Annotated in this window: 15 protein-coding genes and 3 pseudogenes; 6 read left to right on the forward strand and 12 right to left on the reverse strand. The window is 73.3% G+C overall.

Annotated features, from left to right (window positions below):
• Window positions 1–3: 3 nt before the first annotated feature.
• Window positions 4–483 (reverse strand): annotated as a pseudogene (locus D0D15_RS27005) (FAD-dependent oxidoreductase); the annotation flags it as partial.
• Here D0D15_RS27005 and D0D15_RS27010 point away from each other — a divergent pair.
• Window positions 484–750: pseudogene (locus D0D15_RS27010) on the forward strand (TetR/AcrR family transcriptional regulator C-terminal domain-containing protein); the annotation flags it as partial.
• Between the two features lie 689 nt (window positions 751–1,439).
• On the opposite strand, the gene nadC reads toward D0D15_RS27010, so the two are convergent.
• Genes nadC through nadA form a run of 3 tightly spaced genes read right to left on the reverse strand, consistent with a single transcriptional unit; the run spans window position 1,440 to window position 4,935 of the window.
• Window positions 1,440–2,288: a carboxylating nicotinate-nucleotide diphosphorylase gene (nadC, locus tag D0D15_RS27020; RefSeq protein WP_094004358.1), complete on the reverse strand. Its 849-nt coding sequence runs from the start codon at window positions 2,286–2,288 to the stop codon at window positions 1,440–1,442.
• Complete coding sequence (locus tag D0D15_RS27025) at window positions 2,285–3,931, reverse strand: L-aspartate oxidase (protein ID WP_162830669.1); 1,647 nt, start codon at window positions 3,929–3,931, stop codon at window positions 2,285–2,287. Before D0D15_RS27025 ends, nadC begins: the two co-directional genes overlap by 4 nt.
• Window positions 3,928–4,935 carry a quinolinate synthase NadA gene (gene nadA, locus D0D15_RS27030; protein ID WP_094004357.1) on the reverse strand — a complete coding sequence of 336 codons (1,008 nt, stop codon included), beginning with the start codon at window positions 4,933–4,935 and terminating at the stop codon, window positions 3,928–3,930. The genes D0D15_RS27025 and nadA overlap by 4 nt, the downstream gene beginning before the upstream one ends.
• A gap of 110 nt (window positions 4,936–5,045) precedes the next feature.
• On the opposite strand from nadA, the gene D0D15_RS27035 reads away from it, so the two are divergent.
• The 3 genes from D0D15_RS27035 to D0D15_RS27045 all read left to right on the forward strand — a co-directional run bounded on the left by D0D15_RS27035 (window position 5,046) and on the right by D0D15_RS27045 (window position 6,936).
• Window positions 5,046–5,684 (forward strand): NUDIX hydrolase, encoded by a 639-nt coding sequence (locus tag D0D15_RS27035; protein WP_198958161.1) that lies wholly within the window; start codon window positions 5,046–5,048, stop codon window positions 5,682–5,684.
• Window positions 5,685–5,717: 33 nt separating this feature from the next.
• The gene (locus D0D15_RS27040) at window positions 5,718–6,431 is read left to right on the forward strand and encodes an LON peptidase substrate-binding domain-containing protein (protein ID WP_115944841.1); all 714 of its coding nucleotides are present in this window, start codon (window positions 5,718–5,720) and stop codon (window positions 6,429–6,431) included.
• Window positions 6,432–6,675: 244 nt separating this feature from the next.
• Window positions 6,676–6,936 carry a WhiB family transcriptional regulator gene (locus tag D0D15_RS27045; protein WP_094004354.1) on the forward strand — a complete coding sequence of 87 codons (261 nt, stop codon included), beginning with the start codon at window positions 6,676–6,678 and terminating at the stop codon, window positions 6,934–6,936.
• A 52-nt stretch (window positions 6,937–6,988) separates the two neighbouring features.
• Here the strand turns inward: D0D15_RS27045 and D0D15_RS27050 are convergent, their stop codons facing one another.
• From D0D15_RS27050 to D0D15_RS27065, 4 genes are all read right to left on the reverse strand, one after another.
• A complete protein-coding gene (locus tag D0D15_RS27050) occupies window positions 6,989–7,585 on the reverse strand; it encodes a DUF2567 domain-containing protein (RefSeq protein ID WP_094004353.1) in 597 nt (198 codons plus the stop codon).
• Between the two features lie 119 nt (window positions 7,586–7,704).
• On the reverse strand, window positions 7,705–8,421 hold the full coding sequence (gene bioD / locus D0D15_RS27055) for a dethiobiotin synthase (protein ID WP_198958160.1): 717 nt from the start codon (window positions 8,419–8,421) through the stop codon (window positions 7,705–7,707).
• Between the two features lie 50 nt (window positions 8,422–8,471).
• Window positions 8,472–10,784 carry a SulP family inorganic anion transporter gene (locus tag D0D15_RS27060; RefSeq protein WP_115944842.1) on the reverse strand — a complete coding sequence of 771 codons (2,313 nt, stop codon included), beginning with the start codon at window positions 10,782–10,784 and terminating at the stop codon, window positions 8,472–8,474.
• A 484-nt stretch (window positions 10,785–11,268) separates the two neighbouring features.
• Window positions 11,269–11,895, reverse strand: a complete 627-nt coding sequence (locus D0D15_RS27065; protein WP_094004350.1) for a MerR family transcriptional regulator — start codon at window positions 11,893–11,895, stop codon at window positions 11,269–11,271.
• An 88-nt stretch (window positions 11,896–11,983) separates the two neighbouring features.
• Here D0D15_RS27065 and D0D15_RS27070 point away from each other — a divergent pair, with 88 nt between their 5' ends.
• Window positions 11,984–12,382 (forward strand): hypothetical protein, encoded by a 399-nt coding sequence (locus D0D15_RS27070; RefSeq protein ID WP_094004412.1) that lies wholly within the window; start codon window positions 11,984–11,986, stop codon window positions 12,380–12,382.
• Window positions 12,383–12,386: 4 nt separating this feature from the next.
• Here D0D15_RS27070 and D0D15_RS27075 read toward each other — a convergent pair whose 3' ends face one another.
• A complete protein-coding gene (locus D0D15_RS27075; protein ID WP_094004349.1) occupies window positions 12,387–13,607 on the reverse strand; it encodes a cytochrome P450 family protein in 1,221 nt (406 codons plus the stop codon).
• A 71-nt stretch (window positions 13,608–13,678) separates the two neighbouring features.
• A pseudogene (locus D0D15_RS27080) lies at window positions 13,679–14,085 on the reverse strand (SRPBCC family protein).
• A gap of 62 nt (window positions 14,086–14,147) precedes the next feature.
• Here D0D15_RS27080 and D0D15_RS27085 point away from each other — a divergent pair.
• The gene (locus D0D15_RS27085) at window positions 14,148–14,771 is read left to right on the forward strand and encodes a nucleoside/nucleotide kinase family protein (protein WP_094004348.1); all 624 of its coding nucleotides are present in this window, start codon (window positions 14,148–14,150) and stop codon (window positions 14,769–14,771) included.
• Between the two features lie 240 nt (window positions 14,772–15,011).
• Here D0D15_RS27085 and D0D15_RS27090 read toward each other — a convergent pair whose 3' ends face one another.
• Both D0D15_RS27090 and D0D15_RS27095 read right to left on the reverse strand, forming a co-directional pair.
• Complete coding sequence (locus D0D15_RS27090) at window positions 15,012–16,166, reverse strand: glycosyltransferase family 4 protein (RefSeq protein WP_094004347.1); 1,155 nt, start codon at window positions 16,164–16,166, stop codon at window positions 15,012–15,014.
• A gap of 114 nt (window positions 16,167–16,280) precedes the next feature.
• Window positions 16,281–17,280 (reverse strand): C40 family peptidase (locus D0D15_RS27095; RefSeq protein WP_162830670.1); only part of this gene is annotated, 1,000 nt, incomplete at its 5' end.

The raw sequence follows: 17,280 nt of genomic DNA on the forward strand, positions 1-17,280 counted from the left end.
GCGTCAGTCCGGCCGGAAGAACGCGAGCATCCGGTGGGCCGCGTCCGGTGCGGCCAGCATGTCCTGCATTCGCGCGGACTGCCGGGCGGCCGCGCTGGTGCGCTCGAACATCTCGTGCTCGTATTCCTTCACGGCGGCGGGAAAGTCGTCCGGGTGCGCGGCCAGCGCGAGGCCGAGCACAGCGCCGTCTAGCAGCGCCGTGTTCGCGCCCTGCCCCACCGGCGGCATCAGGTGCGCGGCGTCGCCGATCAGCGTGACGCCCGGCGTCGACGGCCAGGTCAGGCCGAGCGGGAGCGTGCTGATCGCCCGGAGCCGGACCGTGTCGTCGCACGCGGCGATCAGGGCGGTGAACCGCGGGTCCCAGCCGGCGAACTCCTCGATCAGCCGGGCCCGGGCGGCGGCCGGGTCGTCCAGCGGGATCCCGCAGGTCACCGGCCAGTCCTCGGCGGTGTGGTGGAAGCTGAGGTAGACGCGCACGCGTCCGTGCCGGTGGTCGCCGCGGTCAACGCGTACGTGATCGGCGCGGTGCGGCGGGAGATCGCCGAGCGGCGGGCCGAGCGGGCCACCGGGATGGACAAGCAGCAGTGGCAGGCCGCCCACGGGCCGTACCTGGAGCGGACCCTGGCGACCGGCCGGTTCCCCGCGCTGGCCACGGTCGTCCGCGACGGCGCGCACCTGGACGCCGACGAGACCTTCCGAACCGGCCTCGACTTCCTCCTGGACGGCATCGAAGCACGCATCTCGCGGTGACGCGGGCTGGCGCGGCACCGACAATGTCAACCGCGTCCGGGTTTCGAGTAGGCGCATCACGACCTCCCGGGTGCCCGCGTGCTTCAGCGCCTCGCGGGCCGCGTCGGGCACTGCGGTTCTCCGGGACTCCGTCCGGGTGTCGCCGGTCAGGTCGGACAGCGCCAGCCGCGCCCGCAGCCCCCTCCCGCGCCATCTCCGTCGCCAGTCCCTGGCCGCCACCACCCGGCGTGCCCAGCCCCGCCGCCTGCACGCGCACCCGGTCCACCTCGACGGCCGGATCGCCATCACCTCCAGCGCCTGCAGCACGGTGTCGCGCAGCACCCGCTCCGTCCGCGGCCGCGCACACCAGATCGGCCGCCAGCAGCAACGCGGTGGTGCGCCCGCCGCGGTCCGGCACGCGCAGCACCCACACCAGCCCGGCCAGGTCCGGCCCACGCGACCACCGTCGCCGGAAGCACGAAGCTGTGCGCGGTCACCAGCCAGACCCTTGCGATCGGCAGGACCCGATCCGGTAGGCAGCAGCAGCCGCGTACCGGGTCACGCGCCATCAGCGAGGGGCCCGTCGGTGCTGCTCGCCGCGACGGTGTCCATCCGCTGCAGCGCGGGCACCGGCTCCGGATCGTCGGTCTCCTCCGGCAGCTCGCGCGGCGTGGGCCCCGGCCCCTGGTCCTGGCGAGCCGGGACGAGGTTCAGCGGAGATCCATCCCCAGGTCGAGCGCGGGCGAGGAGTGCGTCAGCGCGCCGACCGACAGGTAGTCCACCCCGGTCTCGGCGTAGGGCCGCGCGTTCACCAGCCGCAGACCGCCGGAGGCCTCCAGCCGGGTTTTCGGCGACAGCTCGTCCCTGCGGCGCACGGCTTCCGCGCACCGCTGCGGCGTGAAGTTGTCCAGCAGCACCTCGTCGGCGCCCGCGGCGAGCGCCTCGTCCAGCTGGTCCAGCGTGTCGACCTCGACCTCGCACGCCAGCTCGGGTGCGTGCTCCCGGGCCGCGGCCAGCGCGGCGGTGACCGAACCGGCGGCGACCACGTGGTTGTCCTTGATCAGCACCGCGTCCCCGAGACCCATCCGGTGGTTCACGCCACCGCCGCACCGCACCGCGTACTTCTCCAACAACCGCAAGCCGGGCAACGTCTTGCGGGAGTCGCGAATCGCGCAGCCGGTACCGTCCACAGCGGACACCCACGCCGCGGTCGCCGTGGCCACACCGGACAGGTGGCACAGCAGGTTCAGCGCCGTCCGCTCGGCGGTGAGCAGCCCGCGCACCGGCCCGCGCACGACCAGCGCGGGCTTGCCCGCCACGAGCGGGCTGCCGTCCTCGAGCCGGTCGAGCACCTCGTAACCGCTGCCGAGCACGGCGTCGAACACCGCGAGCGCGACCGGCACCCCGGCGAGCGTGCCGTCCACGCGCGGGGTGATCTCCGCGGTCGCGGTCGCGCCCTCCGGCACCGTCGCGGCGGTGGTCGCGTCCGGCCCGTACCGCAGGTCCTCCGCCAGCGCGGTCTCCACGACGCGGCGGGCGTCCTCCAGGTCCAGGGTCATGCCACTTCCTCCGTGCAGACGGGGTCGGCCAGCACCGGCTGGCCCGACGGGTTCAGCCTGATCAACAGGCTGCGCTGCCACGTCACGTCGTCCCGCTCGGGGTAGTCACCGCGGACGTGGCAGCCGCGTGACTCGGTGCGCCGCGCCGCCGCGGCCAGCAACGCCTGCGCCACCAGGGTGAGCGAGGCGTTCTCGACGTCGGCGTGCGTCCGCAGTAGACCGTCCGAAGCGGACAGGTCCAGGACGGAGCCGGCCACGGCCAGCCCCTCGGCGTCCCGCCCGATCGCCGCGTACCGGCTCATCGCGCGCTGCACCGCGTCCCGCTCGGCGATCCGCACCCGCCCCCACGCGGGTGCCGCGGCCTGCTTCGGGTCGCCCAGCAGGCCCGCGGCCAGATCCGCGGCCACCGCCTCGGCCGCGGCGGCGCCGGTGACCAGCCCCTCCAGCAGGCTGTTGGACGCCAGCCGGTTCGCGCCGTGCAGCCCGGTCCGCGCGACCTCACCGGCCGCGTACAGCCCGGCGACGCCGGTGCGGCCGTCGCTCCCGGCCACGATCCCGCCACACGCGAAGTGCGCCGCCGGGCTCACCGGGATCGGGTCCCGCACCGGGTCGACGCCGATCGCGCGGCACGCCGCGAAGACCGTCGGGAACCGCTTCGCGAACCCGGGCACGCCGGTCGCGTCGAGGAACACGTGGTCGTCGATCCCGCCCGGCGCCGAGAGGAGCCGCCGCGTGATCGCGCCGGACACCACGTCGCGTGGTGCCAGGTCGCCCAGCGGGTGCACGCCCTGCATGACCGACGCGCCCGCGCCGTCGACCAGCACCGCTCCCTCGCCGCGCACGGCCTCGGTGACCAGCGGGCACCGCCCGCGCGCGCCCGGCGTGTACAGCACGGTCGGGTGGAACTGCACGAACTCCAGGTCGGCGGCCATCGCCCCGGCCCGCAGGCCGAGCGCGACCCCGTCGCCGGTGGCGATCTCCGGGTTCGACGTGGCCTGGTAGAGCTGGCCCATCCCGCCGGTGGCGAGCAGCACCCCGGGCGCGCGCAGCACACCCAGCCTGCCCTCCGGGTCGAGCACCGTCACCCCGGCCACGTCCCCGCGCGGCGTGCGCAACGCGTCGACCGCGATGTGCCGCTCCAGCACGGGCAGGCGGCGGCCGGTGGCCTCGGCGACGAGCGTGCGCTCGACCTCGGCCCCGGTCGCGTCGCCGCCCGCGTGGATGACGCGGAACGCGCTGTGCCCGCCCTCGCGAGCCCGCGCGAGCAGCCCCGCGGCGCCCGGATCGAACCGCGCGCCGGCCGACCGCAGCCAGGACACCGCGCGCGGGCCGCCGGCGAGGATCGCCGCGACCGCGTCGGCGTCGCACAGCCCGGCACCGGCGATCAGCGTGTCCTCGACGTGCCGGGCGACGGAGTCACCCTCGTCGTGCTGGTCCGGCAGCACCACGGCGACGCCGCCCTGGGCCCAGCGGGTGTTGCCGTCCTCGACCGCCGCCTTGGTCACCACCAGCACCCGCAGGCCGAGCTCCTGCGCGCGGATCGCCGCGGTCAGGCCGGCCACGCCGGTGCCGAGCACAACCAGATCGGCACGCGCCTCCCAGCAGGGAGTTTTCGTCTGACCGTCGATAACCGGGCCGGTCATTCGCCGCCGCCCGGCTGGCCGATCTCGATCATCCGCTGCACCGAGGCGCGGGCCCGGGCGGCGGTCTCCGGGTCGACGTGCACCTCGTCGGCGCCCTCGCGCAGCGCGCGCAGCAGGGCGGCCGGGGTGATCATCTTCATGTACGCGCACGACGCGCGGTCGTTCACCGCGCGGAAGTCGATGCCGGGCGCGGCCTTGCGCAGCTGGTGCAGCATGCCGATCTCGGTGGCCACCAGCACCGACTTCGCCTTCGTGGCACGGGCTTCGTGCACCATGTCCCCAGTGGACAGGATCTTCACCTTGTCCGCGGGCACCGCGCCCTCGCCGGCCAGGTACAGCGCCGAGGTGGCGCAGCCGCACTCGGGGTGGATGAACAGGTCCGCGTCCGGGTTCGCCGCGGCGCGCTCGGCCAGCTCGGGACCGTTGATCCCGGCGTGCACGTGGCACTCGCCCGCCCAGATGTGCATGTTGTCGCGCCCGGTCTTGCGCTTGACGTGCGCGCCGAGGAACTGGTCCGGGCAGAACAGGACCTCGCGGTCGGCCGGGATCGAGGCCACCACGTCGACCGCGTTGGACGACGTGCAACAGATGTCCGTCTCCGCCTTGACCTCCGCGGTGGTGTTCACATAGGACACCACGACCGCGCCGGGGTGCTGCGCCTTCCACTCGCGCAGCTGGGCGCCGGTGATGGAGTCGGCGAGCGAGCAGCCGGCGCGCGCGTCCGGGATCAGCACCGTCTTCTCGGGCGACAGGATCTTCGCGGTCTCGGCCATGAAGTGCACGCCGCAGAACACGATGGTCGACGCGTCGCTCGCAGCGGCGATCCGGGACAGCGCGAGGGAATCCCCGGTGTGGTCGGCGATGTCCTGGATCGCCGGAGCCTGGTAGTTGTGCGCCAGCAGCACGGCATCCCGCTCGCGCGCCAGCTTGCGCACCTCTTCCGCCCACGCCTCGTCCGGCTCCACGCCACCGTACGGGGTCAGGTCCACAGTCGCTGCAGTCATCGGCCCTCCTGGACCAGTCGCTGGTTTTCGCCTTACAATCGAAAACCGTGCGAAGTCATATTAACAGCAGCGCCCCCCTGGCACACGAGGTTTTGGCGGCGGTATTGCAGGTGCGTTACGCCACACTGCAGGTGCTGCTGTGGCGCCGCGCGCTGGATCCGCACGTCGGGCGCTGGTCGCTGCCCGGCGGGCGGCTGCGGCCGGACGAGGACGTCGAGACCTCGATCCGCCGCCAGCTCGCGGAGAAGGTGGACGTCCGGCAGCTGAGCCACGTCGAGCAGCTGGCCGTGTTCAGCGCCCCGGACCGGGTGCCCGGCCCGCGTGTGGTCGCCACGGCGTTCCTCGGCCTGGTCCCCTCCGACGTCGACCCCGAGGTCCCGGAGGACACCCGCTGGCACCCGGTGGACGACCTGCCGCGCACCGCGTTCGACCACCGCGACATCGTGCTGCGCGCCCGCGACCGGCTGCGCTCCAAGCTGTCCTACACCAACGTCGGTTTCGCGCTCGCCCCCCGCGAGTTCACCATCTCGGCCCTGCGCGAGCTGTATTCGGCGGCGCTGGGCTACAAGGTCGACGCCACGAACCTGCAGCGGGTGCTGTCCCGGCGCGGCCTGCTCTCCCCCACCGGGCACACCGCGCCGCCGGGCCGCAGCGGGGGGCGGCCGGCCGCGTTGTTCTCCTTCCCGGGGAAGGGCATCCAGGTGACGGACCCCTTCGCGGTGTTCCGTCCGCCGCCCAAACGACGTTGAGCGAGAACCACCGGATCGACGTACCGTGTAGCCGTGGATGCGGAGCGGCAGGAACGAGCGACAGAGACCATCCCCCTGTTCCCGCTGCAAACCGTCCTGCTGCCCGGCGCCACGCTGCCGCTGCACCTGTTCGAGCCGCGCTACCGGCAGCTCGCGGTCGACCTGCTCACCGGCACGGTCCCGGACCGCCGGTTCGGGATCATCGCGATCCGGACCTCCGCGGTGCGCGAGGTGGAGGACCTCGACCACGTCCACCCCATCGGCTGTGCGGCCCTGCTCGGGGACAGCGAGCGGCTGCCCGACGGCCGGTTCGACATCATCACGCGCGGCGAGCGCCGCTTCCGCGTCCTGGACATCGACACCAGCCGCGCGCCCTACCTGGTCGGCACCATCGAATGGGTCGACGACACCCCGGTGCCGACCGCGGCCGAGCGAGCGGTGGCCGGCCTGCGCGACGCGGCGCTGTCGGCGCACGCCGCCTACTGCGACGCGGCCTGGCACCGCGACGCGTGGGCGGCCCCGGAGCCGGAGGTCGGGCCGGGCCCGCTGTCCTACCTGCTCGCCGCCGACTGCCTGCTGCCGCTGGCCGACCGGCAGCAGCTGCTCGAGGAGACCCAGCCGCTGCGCCGGCTGCGGATGGTCAGCCGCATGCTGCGCCGCGAGGCCGGCTTCCTGACGAAGCTGCGGGCCGTGCCCGCTCCCCCGCCCGAGCTGATCCAGCTCGGGCTGCCCGCCAGCCTGAACTGAGACGCTGGCCACAACGTTTTCGCAGGTAACCGGGAACATGGATCTTCCTGGTACCGTTGGACCTTCGGCGCTGGCAACAGCCCCTGCCACCAGCCCGTTCGGATCCCGGTGATTGATCCGAGCCCGGCGTGGCAACCCCAGATACCGCGGCAAGAACCAGATGGGCCCTTTTGCGTGCTCATCGCCCTTGCTGGTGCCTGGAGCGCCAGCTGAAAACGAAACGCATGGAAGGAGGCGGCACGCCATGAGCCGCGACGTGATCGACTGGCGTACGAGTGCCGCCTGCCGGGACGAGGACCCTGAGCTGTTCTTCCCCGTGTCCGAAATGGGCCCGGGCGCCCGGCAGGTCGCACGGGCCAAGGCGGTGTGCGCAAGCTGTCCGGTGCGCGCCGAATGCTTGGCCTACGCACTGGACACCGGTCTCGACAACGGCATCTTCGGCGGCACGACCGAGGGCGAGCGGCGGAGCCTGATCCGCTCGCGCCGTCGCGCCGAGGCGGCCTGAGACACGCCGGCGGCCGGGTTTCCCGTACTGGGGAACCCGGCCGTTCGCGTTCCTAGCCCAGCCTGCGGCCCAGGTCGTCGCGGCCGTTCCAGCCCGCGAGCAGGCCGTAGACCAGCGCGGCGCCCAGCGGCTGGGCCACCAGGACCCACATCGACTCGACGCGCGGCGCCCGCTCGATCACGTCACCGACGTCCGGCGTGGTGGTGACCGCGTAGGCGCTGTTGGCGAACGCCACACCCATCTGGACGCCGAGCCAGGCGGCGAGCAGGCCACCGAGCACCGCGGCGATCATGACCACCGGCCCGCGCCGCTCCCGCAGCATCCAGACGGCAACCCCGGTGACCACGCCGGCGCCGAGGCCGAGCAGCGCGTAGACCGCGAGGTCGTCGAAGCGGTGCCAGCTCTCCAGCTGCAGCGGGACCAGCTGGCCGCCGTCGAACACGCGCACCCGCTCGGGCGGCGCGAGCAGCGACCAGACCCAGCCCAGCGGGATACCGAGCACGCCGATCAGCGACAACAGGCTGACCGCGGGCAGCAGATCGGCCTTCACGACCACCCGCGGCCGCGGCGGCCGCCGGGTGAACAGCACAGCGGACAGCTCCGGGCCGGGGGCTCCCGGCCTGGCCTGCACCGGCGACGAGTCGGCCACCGCACCCCTTTCGTTCCCGGGTGATCGCACCGGAACGAGATTAGCCGGTCTCCCCACTCGTGTACGCACCGTGTCGGTCGCGTCGCCCGATCACGGCGCGATGCGACGCCGGACACGTCTCAGGTGGACAGGCCCTTCTCGAACCGCTCGGCGTCGAAGTCGCCGCCGAACCACGGCGACAACCCGGCCCGGGCGACCTCCAGGAAGGCGCCGCGGCCCAGCCCACCCGCCCCCTCGGGGAGGGCGCCGAGCAGCGGCGATCCGGCCGCTACCGGCAGGTCCGAGACGTTGCACAGCGCGGCCAGGTCCGGCTGCGCGGGCCACGACCCGACGACGACGCCGAGCACGTTGAGCCCCCGCGCGGTCGCGACCTCGGCGGTCAGGGCCGTCGCGTTGAGGGTGCCGAGCCCGGCCTCGGCGACCACCAGCAGCGGGGCGGACAGCGCCCAGGCGACGTCGGCCAGGGTGGCGCCCTCGGCGTCGAAGCGGACCAGCAGTCCCCCGGCGCCCTCGACCAGCACCAGGTCGTGGCTCTCGGCCAGCTCGCTCGCCGCCCGCGCGGCCTCCGCCGGCCGGACGGGCGGGATCCCGCTGCGCCGCGCCGCCACCTCGGGGGCGAGCGGGTCGGGATACCGGCGCAGCTCGCGGGTCGTGACGTCCCCGGCGAGGCGGGTCACCTCGTCGACGTCGCCCGGCTCCTCCGGGCCGACTCCGGTCTGCGCGGGTTTCAGCACGGCCACCCGGCGGCCCTCGGCACGCGCGAGCGCGGCGAGGGCCGCGGTCACCGCGGTCTTGCCGACGCCGGTTCCGGTCCCGGTCACCACCAGCACGCTCACGGGATCCGACATTAATACCGGCGCCGGCGGACCGGCTTTCCGGTGGGTGGCTACCGGGTGACCATCGGGTTGCCCTCCGCGGTCCCGCGCTCCGGCACCACCTCGTCGGTGGCGGACACGAACGCCCCCGCCTCCGCGTTGTAGAGGTGCACCTTCGCGGCGCCGACCTCGAAGTACATGCCGACCAGGTCGACCTCGCCGCGGGCCTCGGCGGCCGCGATCACCGGGTACTCCCGCAGCCGGTCCAGCTGCTGCAGGACGTTGTGCAGCGCCAGCTGGTCGGCCTCGGACGCGGGCAGGGAGTCCCCGACGCGGATCGGCGCGTGCGTCTCGGACCGCGCCAGGCTCGGCTCGGCGTGCTTGAGCCAGGACTTCAACGCCGGCGCGCCCTCCGGCGCACCGTTCAGCAGTGCCTTCATCGCACCGCACGACGAGTGCCCGCACACCACGATCTCGCGCACCTTGAGCACCCCGACCGCGTACTCGACGGCGGCGCCGATGGACGCGTCCGACCCGTCAGCGCACGTGGCGTGGTCGGGCACCAGGTTGCCGATGTTGCGCACGGTGAACAGGTCACCCGGCCCGCTGCTGGTGATCAGGTTCGGCACGATCCGCGCGTCGCCGCAGGTGATGAACAGCGTCTCCGGGTTCTGCCTGTCGGCCAGCTTGCCCAGGATCGGGCGGACCAGCTGCGACGTGCGCCGCTCGAACTCGCGCATGCCGCGCCGCATCGAGCTCCCCCGCGCCTGCCGCTGCTGCGGGACCTCGACCGGATCCGCCTGCTGGGCGCGCTGCCACTCCGACCAGGGGGCGAACCAGCGCGGCGCGATCCGCTGGGCCTTGGCCTTGTGCACGGTCGGCTCACCGGCCTTGCCCCGTTCGAACCAGGGGTGCCCGATCTCGTCGACGATCACCTGACCGCCGGCCTCCTCGTGGGAGTGCTGCCACTCCGACAGGGTCTCGAACGCGGCGTGGTCGAGGTAGTCCACGACGAGTTCGAGGGTCACCGTCGCGCCGCGCGGGATGGTGCCCAGCACCGAGGTCAGGCGCGGGATCGAGAGCGAGGACAACGCCCCCTCGACGACGACGCGCCACTTGTCGCCGTCGCGTTCGACGTGGATGCCGGACCACAGCAGGCGGCGCAGCATGATCAGCGCGGACGCGGCGATCCCGATCAGCACACCGGTGAGCAGGTCGATGGTCACGACGCCGAGCAGCGTGATCAGGTAGACCGGCAGGTCGCCGTGCCGCCGGAGCTCCCGGATCTGCGCCGGGTTGACGAGTTTGGCGCCGACGTGGACCAGCAGCGCGGCGAGCGCGGCCAGCGGGATGTTGCGCAGCGGCCCGGCGAGCACGGCGACGAACAGGAGGATCCACAGGCCGTGCAGGATCGCGGACACCCGCGTCCGGGCGCCGCTCTGCACGTTGGTCGAGCTGCGCACGATCACGCCGGCGACCGGCAGGCCGCCGAACGTGCCGGACACCATGTTGGCCGCGCCCTGGCCGACCAGCTCGCGGTTGAGGTTCGCCCGCGGGCCGGTGTGCATCTTGTCCACCGCCACCGCGGAGAGCAGGGTCGCCACGCTCGTGACCAGCCCGATGGTCACGACGGCGACGCCGAAGTCGAACCACCCGGCGTCGGGGAACTCCGGCACGAAACCGAGGTCGAGCACGTTGTCCGGAACGTCCACACGGGACACGTTCAGGCCGGCGACGAGTGCCAGCACGGTGGCGATCAGGATCGCGGCCAGCGGGCCCGGGACCTTGCGAACCGCCGCGGGCAGTTTGCCCCACGCGAGCATGATGCCGAGGGTGACCAGCCCGATCAGGGTGGCGGCTCCGTGCGGGTCGAGGACCAGCGCGGGCAGCCCGAGCAGGTTGTCGACCGGCGAGCTCTGCGCGGTGCCGCCGAAGACGATCGGGAGCTGCGAGAGCACGATCGTGACGCCGATGCCGGCGAGCATGCCGTGGACGATGGCGGGGGACAGGGCCAGCGCGGCACGCGCGATCCGGCTCAGCCCGAGCAGGATCTGCAGTGCGCCGGCCAGCACGGTGATGGCGCAGGTGGCGGCCCAGCCGAACTCGTTGATGGTCTCCGCCACGATCACGGTGAGCCCGGCCGCGGGACCGCTGACCTGCAGCGGCGCCCCGCCGAGCGCGCCGGCCACGACACCGCCGACGATCGCGGCGATCAGGCCGGCGACGATCGGCGCGCCGGAGGCCAGTGCGATGCCCAGCGACAGCGGGATCGCGACGAGGAAGACGACCAGCGAGGCCGGCACGTCGTGGCGGAGGTTGTCCAGCGCGGACCGCCACGAGCGGGGCGGAGCGTGCTCACGCTCCTGGGCAGAGTTGTCAATCATTCACGCCTCCGGTGCGCAGGTTCCCGAACTTGGGGATGAACCGAGGAAAGGCCAGCCTCAGTGACGGCCTGTAGCACCACAGATACCGAAAAACGTCCGAGATGTCCGGTATGCAAAGAAGTTCTCACGTTTTGTTCACAAAGGGTCATGACTGATGCGTAACGGCGTATTGGCGCGCGGCCATCAGTGCGCGTGACCCGCGTCACCGGCGCGATCGATCCGGGTCGCAAAAAGTGACGAAGAGTGATCAACAGCGGCGCTAGTGGCTCCGCTCACACTGGATTAGGTGAATTATTCACGGCGGCAGCTATCAGGCTCTGGAGCGCTCTCGCGACCTGCCTCGCCGCCCTGGCGGCGTCGGCAGCATGACCGAGGTGGACCACGCGCGCGCCTGTAGCAGGCGGCGCGGGGTGACCGGCGGTGAGCGCCTTGCCCACGCCAAGCACATCCGGGGTCACCTGGGCGTGGCCGGCGCCCGGGCGGCCTACCCCGTGAACTGCCGGCGCGAGACCTGGGCGTGCGCCATCCGCCGCAGCGCCGCGAACAACGCGTCGCCCAGGACGGTGCCCACCACCGCGCCCTCCACGACCGCCTCGGTCGTGCCGAGCCGGGCCACCGCCGTGACGTCGGCTTCGGCGACCGAGTCCGCTGCCTCCGCGTAACGGTCCAGCGCGTCCAGCACCCACTCGTGCCCGACCTGACGCAGCGCGCACAGCACGCCGAGCAGGGACTCGACCACCGGCGACTCGGGGTGCACGTCCCAGCCCCGCCGCCGCGCCGTCTCCCCGATCCGGCCCATCGCCCACGCGCGGTCCTCGGCCGTCACCTCCAGCTTCGCCATCGGCAGGCCGTGCTGGGCCAGGCCGAGGATGCCGTGCGTCGACGTGCCGGAGTCGTCGATCGCCGCCAGCACCTCCCCCACCGCGGCGATCGACAGGCCCCCGATCTCCAGCAGGGCACGCACCAGCTTCAGCCGCCGCACGTGTGCCGCGCCGTAACGGGCCTGGTTGGGGCTGGTCAGCTCACCGGGCGGGAGCAGTCCCTCGCGCTGGTAGTACTTGATCGTCGCGACCGGGACACCCGACTCCCGGCTCAGCTCCGCCATCCGCATCCGGTGTTCCTCCTCTGGACATACCCCGCATGGGTAGAGTAACTTCCCATTTCAGATAGTACAGCTATCCGTTGTGGAGGCGATGACGATGACGACGCTGTCCCTGCGCTCAGCCACCACCCGCCGGGCCGTGCTGCACTACGTCGAGATGTGGATCGCCATGGGCCTGGGCATGGCCGTCCTCGGGCCGCTCGTCCGGCTGGGTTTCGACGCGGCCGGCTGGTCCGCGGTGCTGGACCGCACCGACTGGCGCGCCATGATCATGGCGACCGAGATGGCCCTGCCGATGGCCGCGTGGATGCGGGTCCGCCGGCACGGCTGGGGCTCGGTGGCCGAGATGACCGCGTGGATGTACGTGCCGTTCGCGGTGCTGCTCGTGCCGTACTGGACCGGCGTGATCTCCGGCGGGGCGCTGATGGGCATCGGCCACGGCCTGATGGGCCTGGCCATGGCGGTGGTGGTCTACCGCCACCGCCACGACCACTGATCCGTCAGCCGAGCACGACCGGGAGCCTGTCCAAGCCGTGCACGAGCGTGCTCTCCCGCCACCGCAGCTCGCCCGGCTCGCCGTCGAGCCCGATCGCGGGGAAGCGGTCGAGCAGGCGGCCCAGCGCCACCTCCGCCTCGAGCCGGGCCAGCGGCGCGCCGACGCAGTAGTGGATGCCGTGGCCGAACGCCAGGTGACCACCGGCCGGGCGGGTCACGTCCAGGCGGTCCGGGTCGGGGAACCGCGCGCCGTCGCGGTTGGCGCCCACCAGTGAGATCAGCACGAACTCGTCGGCCGGGATCTCGACGTCGCCCACCGGCACCGGCTCGGCCGTGAACCGCAGGGTCGCGATGTTGATCGGCCCCTCGAACCGCAGGAACTCCTCGATCGCGCCCGGCAGCAGCGACGGGTCCGCGCGCAGGGCCGCGAGCTGGTCCGGGTGCCGCAGCAGCGCCAGCACGCTGTTGCCGATCAGGTTGACCGTGGTCTCGTGCCCGGCGACGAGCAGCAGGAACGCCATCGCCACCAGCTCCTCGGGCGAGAGCTGGTCACCCTCGTCCGACACGTGCACCAGATCGGACAGCAGGTCCTGGGTCGGGGCCGTGCGCTTGGCGTCGACCAGCGCGGTGAGGTAGGCGGCCATCGAGCGGGCCGCGTCGTGGAAGTTCTCCTGCGGGCCGGAGTTGAGCAGCGTGTTCGACCACTCGCGGAACTCGCCGCGCTCCGCCTCCGGGATGCCGAGCAGCTCGCAGATCACCGTGATCGGCAGCGGGTAGGCGAACGCGTCGAGCAGGTCGGCCCGGTCCCGCGTCGCCATTTCGTCCAGCAGCTCGTCGGTGATCTGCTCGATGCGCGGCCGCAGCCGGGCGACGGTGCGCGCGGTGAAGGCCTTGTTGACCAGCTTGCGCAGCCGCGTGTGGTCCGGCGGGTCGGTGTTGAGCATGTGGTGGCGCAGCAGGGTGTCCGGCTCGCCCGTGCCCGCCGTCCCGCCGGTCGCGGTCAAGCGGGCCTGGAACAGCTCCTGCGCCCGGTTGGCGTCCTTGCTCAGGCGGGGGTCCGCCAGCAGCGCCTTGGCCTCCGCGTATCCCGAGACCATCCACACCCGCAGCCCGCGGGGCATGATCGCGGGCCGCACCGGCCCCTCCTCGCGCAACGCGCGGTAGAGGGCGTGCGGATCCTGGATGATGTCGTCGTCGAGCCTGATCGGTTCGTCCACCACGCGCATTCGCGGTCCTCCCAGTGACGTTCGTGCTCCGGCAAGGCGTCAACGGACCGCGGGCGCGAATGGTGCCCGCCTCACCGGGCGGCGAGCGCGCCGGCGAGCCGGTCCACCACTCCCTTCCAGTACTCCCGCTGCGCGGCGCGCTCCTCGGGGCCGGCCAGCCACTCCTGGTGGAAGCGGACCACGGTCCCGCTGCCCGACGGGGAAACCGTCACCTGCACCGTCGAGTCGTGGTCCCAGCCCTTCGGCCGCCAGGTCAGGCGGATGCGGTCGAGCTCGCGGTAACCGCGGATCTCGCCGACCGTGCCGTCGGCGGTCTCGTAGCACTCCCCCTTCCCCCGGGCACGGCGGCGCCGAGCCAGATCTCCGCGCCCGCGTCGCTGGTGAGGAACTCCCACACGGTGGTGGCCGGGTACGGCAACGTGCGCGAGACGCCGATCTGCCAGCCCGCGTCGGCGGTCCGGCCCACTTCCTTGGTCATGAGCTCATGATGGCAGGAGGCACCGACAGTTCCGGGACGTTCATGCGGCACGATGGGAGATCGTGCGGTACCGGCCCATCACCTTCGACCGCCTCGCCCGGGAACTGGCCGAGCGGGTGCTCGCGCTGGACGCGCCGTGGGTGCGCGTCGCCGTGGACGGCCCGGCCGGCACCACGACGCTCGCCGACGCGCTCGTCGACCCGCTGCGGGTGGGCGGACGCGCGGTGCAGCGGGTGTCCACCGTGGATTTCCTGCGCCCGGCGTCGCTGCGCTTCGAGTACGGGAAGGAGAACCCGGACTCCCGGTACTGGTCGTGGCTCGACGAGGGCGCGTTGCGGCGCGAGGTGCTGGACCCGTTGGGGCGCAACGGAAGCGGCTTGGTGCTGCCCGCGCTGTGGGACGCGGCCCGCGACCGGGCGACGCGCCGGGAGCGGGTGCCGCTGCCGCCGCCAGGGGTGCTGATCGTCGACGGGGAGATGCTGCTGGGGCGTGGCCTGCCGCTGGAGCTGACCGTGCACCTGCAGCTGTCCCCGGCAGCGCTGCGACGCCGCCTGCCCGAGGACGAGCAGTGGGCGCTGCCGGCGTTCGAGCGGTACGAGGAGGAGGTGCGCCCCGCGGAGACCGCGGACGTGGTGGTACGCGCCGACGACCCCCGGCACCCAGCGGTGCTGGAGCGGGCGGCGTGACACTCGCCGGGCGACGACCGGCCCAGTTCGGTCGGACACGTAGCTCGCCGGCTGGTGACCGGCCACAACCCGCGCAACCGCCCCACGCTCGCCAGGTAGCCACCGGCCCACACTCTGCCGCCCGTGCGCCGCTCGCCCAGTGGCGACCACCCCACGCGGCGCAAGGCCCGCCCGGTAGTCACCTCCCACTCGGCCGCCCACGCCGCGCGGCACAGCGCGGCCGAACCGCGCCCCGAGCGGTCAGGTCGTGGTGACCGGCTCGCCGCTCAGGAACGTCCGCAGGCGGGCACCCAGCAGGTCCCACCGCCACTGCTCGGTCACCCAGGTCCGGCCGGCGGCGCCCATCTTGCGCGCGCGGGAGGGGTCGGTGAGCAGCGGGGTGAGGGTCTCGACCAGCTGGTGGACGTCGCGGCCGTTGACGACGTGGCCGGTCACCTCGTCCAGCACCGTCTCCGGCGCGCCGCCCGAGTTGCCCGCCACGACCGGCAGGCCCGTCGCCGAGGCCTCCAGGTACACGATGCCGAGGCCCTCCACGTCCAGGCCCTTGCCGCGAGTGCGCGCGGGCATCGCGAAGACGTCGCCGGCGGCGTAGTGCGCGGGCAGCTCCGGCCACGGCACCGAGCCGGTGAAGACGACGTCGGCGGCGACACCCCGCGCGTCGGCCAGCCGTTCCAGGGACTTCCGGTACGGACCGCCGCCGACCAGCAGGAGTGCGACGTCCGGGACCCGGCGGCGCAGTTCCGGCAGGGCGTGGATGAGCATGTCCTGGCCCTTGCGCGGCACGAGCCGGGACACGCAGACGACGGTCGGCCGGTCGCCGAGGCCGTGCCGGGCGCGGATCTCGGCGCGGGCGGCGTCGTCCGGCTTGAACACATCCGGGTCGACGCCCGGCGGCAGCAGCTCGAGCCCGGCCGACGGACCGAACGCCGACGCGAACCGGCCGCGGGTGTACTTGCTGACGTAGGTGATCACGTCGGTCGTGTCGCCGATGCGGCGCAGCGCCTGGCGGGCCAGCGGCAGCATCGACCAGCCGACCTCGTGCCCGTGGGTGCTCGCGACGACGCAGTCCGCGCCCGCGGCCCGCAGCGGCTGGGCGAGCAGGGCCAGCGGGGCGGCGGCGCCGAACCAGACGGCCTGGCAGTCGTGCGCGCGCAGGATGTCCTTGGCGCGGCGGAGCACGTCCGGGGTGGGCAGCATGAGCGACGTGGGGTGCCGGACGACCTCGAACGGCGCGGCGGCGTCGAACTCGGGGTGCGAGCCGGAGGGCTTGTCCCAGGAGGGTGCGTAGACGACGAGCTGGTCCGGCGGCAGCAGGCGCGCGAAGGAGTTCAGGTAGTTCTGGATCCCCCCGGGCCGCGGCGGGAAGTCGTTGGTCACCAGCAGGGTCCGAAGCACGGGCTGGAGACTACTAGGGCGGACGGGCGGGTTCGCGGCCCAGTCGGGGCCGCCCGGGAACGACGAAGGGGCGGCACCGGCCATGGCCGGTGCCGCCCCTGTCGTGCTGCGACCTCAGCTCACCGCGACGCGGCGGGCCGAGACGTAGTTGTTCTGCAGCGGCGAGATCTTGACGACGTCCCCGGTCTCGGGGGCGTGCACCATCTTGCCGTCGCCCAGGTAGATGCCCACGTGGTGAATCGGCGAGCCGAAGAACACCAGGTCGCCGGGCTGCAGCTGGGCCCGCGAGACCGCGACCCCGGCCGAGGCCTGCGACTGGCTCGTGCGCGGCAGGGTGATGCCGGCCTTGCCGTAGGCGTACAGGGTCAGGCCGGAGCAGTCGAACGAGCTGGGACCGGTGTCGCCCCAGCCGTACGGGCTGCCGAGCTTGCTCAGCGCGACGTCGATCGCCGTCTGGGCGGCCGCCGTCGGGGCAGGCACGTTCGGCGCGTTGCCGCCGGTGTCCTTCTGCGCGGCCCGCTCGGACGTGGTGAGCCGCTGACGCACCTGGTCCAGCTGGTCGAGCTGGGCCTGCAGGGCGGCCTGCCGCGCGTGCAGGTCGTTCAGCAACGTCGCGGCCGCGTCCTTGGCGGCCTGCGAGCGGGTCTGGGCGTCGGCTGCCGCGGCCTGGGCGTTGGCAGCCGCCTGGACCGCCGCGTTGTAGTCGGCCAGCGCCTTGTTCTTCTCGTCGGCGAGCACCTCCAGAGCGGAGGAGCGCTCCAGGAAGTCCTGCGCCGAGGTGCCGTTCAGCAACGCGGACAGCTTGTTGAACTGCACGCCGCCGACGAACGAGGCGTCGGCGAACTGGTCGACCACGCCCTGGTACTGCTCCTTCGCGGCCAGCGCCTGCTGCCCGGCCGCGTTGGCGGCCGCCAGGTCGGCGTTGGCCCGGTCCAGATCGGCCTGCTTGGCGTCGAGGTCGGCCTGCGCCTGCATGGCCTCTTGGTTCAGCTGCTCGGCCTGGGCGGCGAGCTGGCGGTACTGCGCCAGTGCGTCCGCCGAGTTGGTGGGCTGCTGGGGGGCGGGGCGGGGGACCGCGCCGGCCGGGGCCGGGGGGAAACCGCCGACCGCGAGT

It is taken from the genome of Amycolatopsis thermalba (assembly GCF_003385215.1).
Taxonomy (GTDB): domain Bacteria; phylum Actinomycetota; class Actinomycetes; order Mycobacteriales; family Pseudonocardiaceae; genus Amycolatopsis_E; species Amycolatopsis_E thermalba.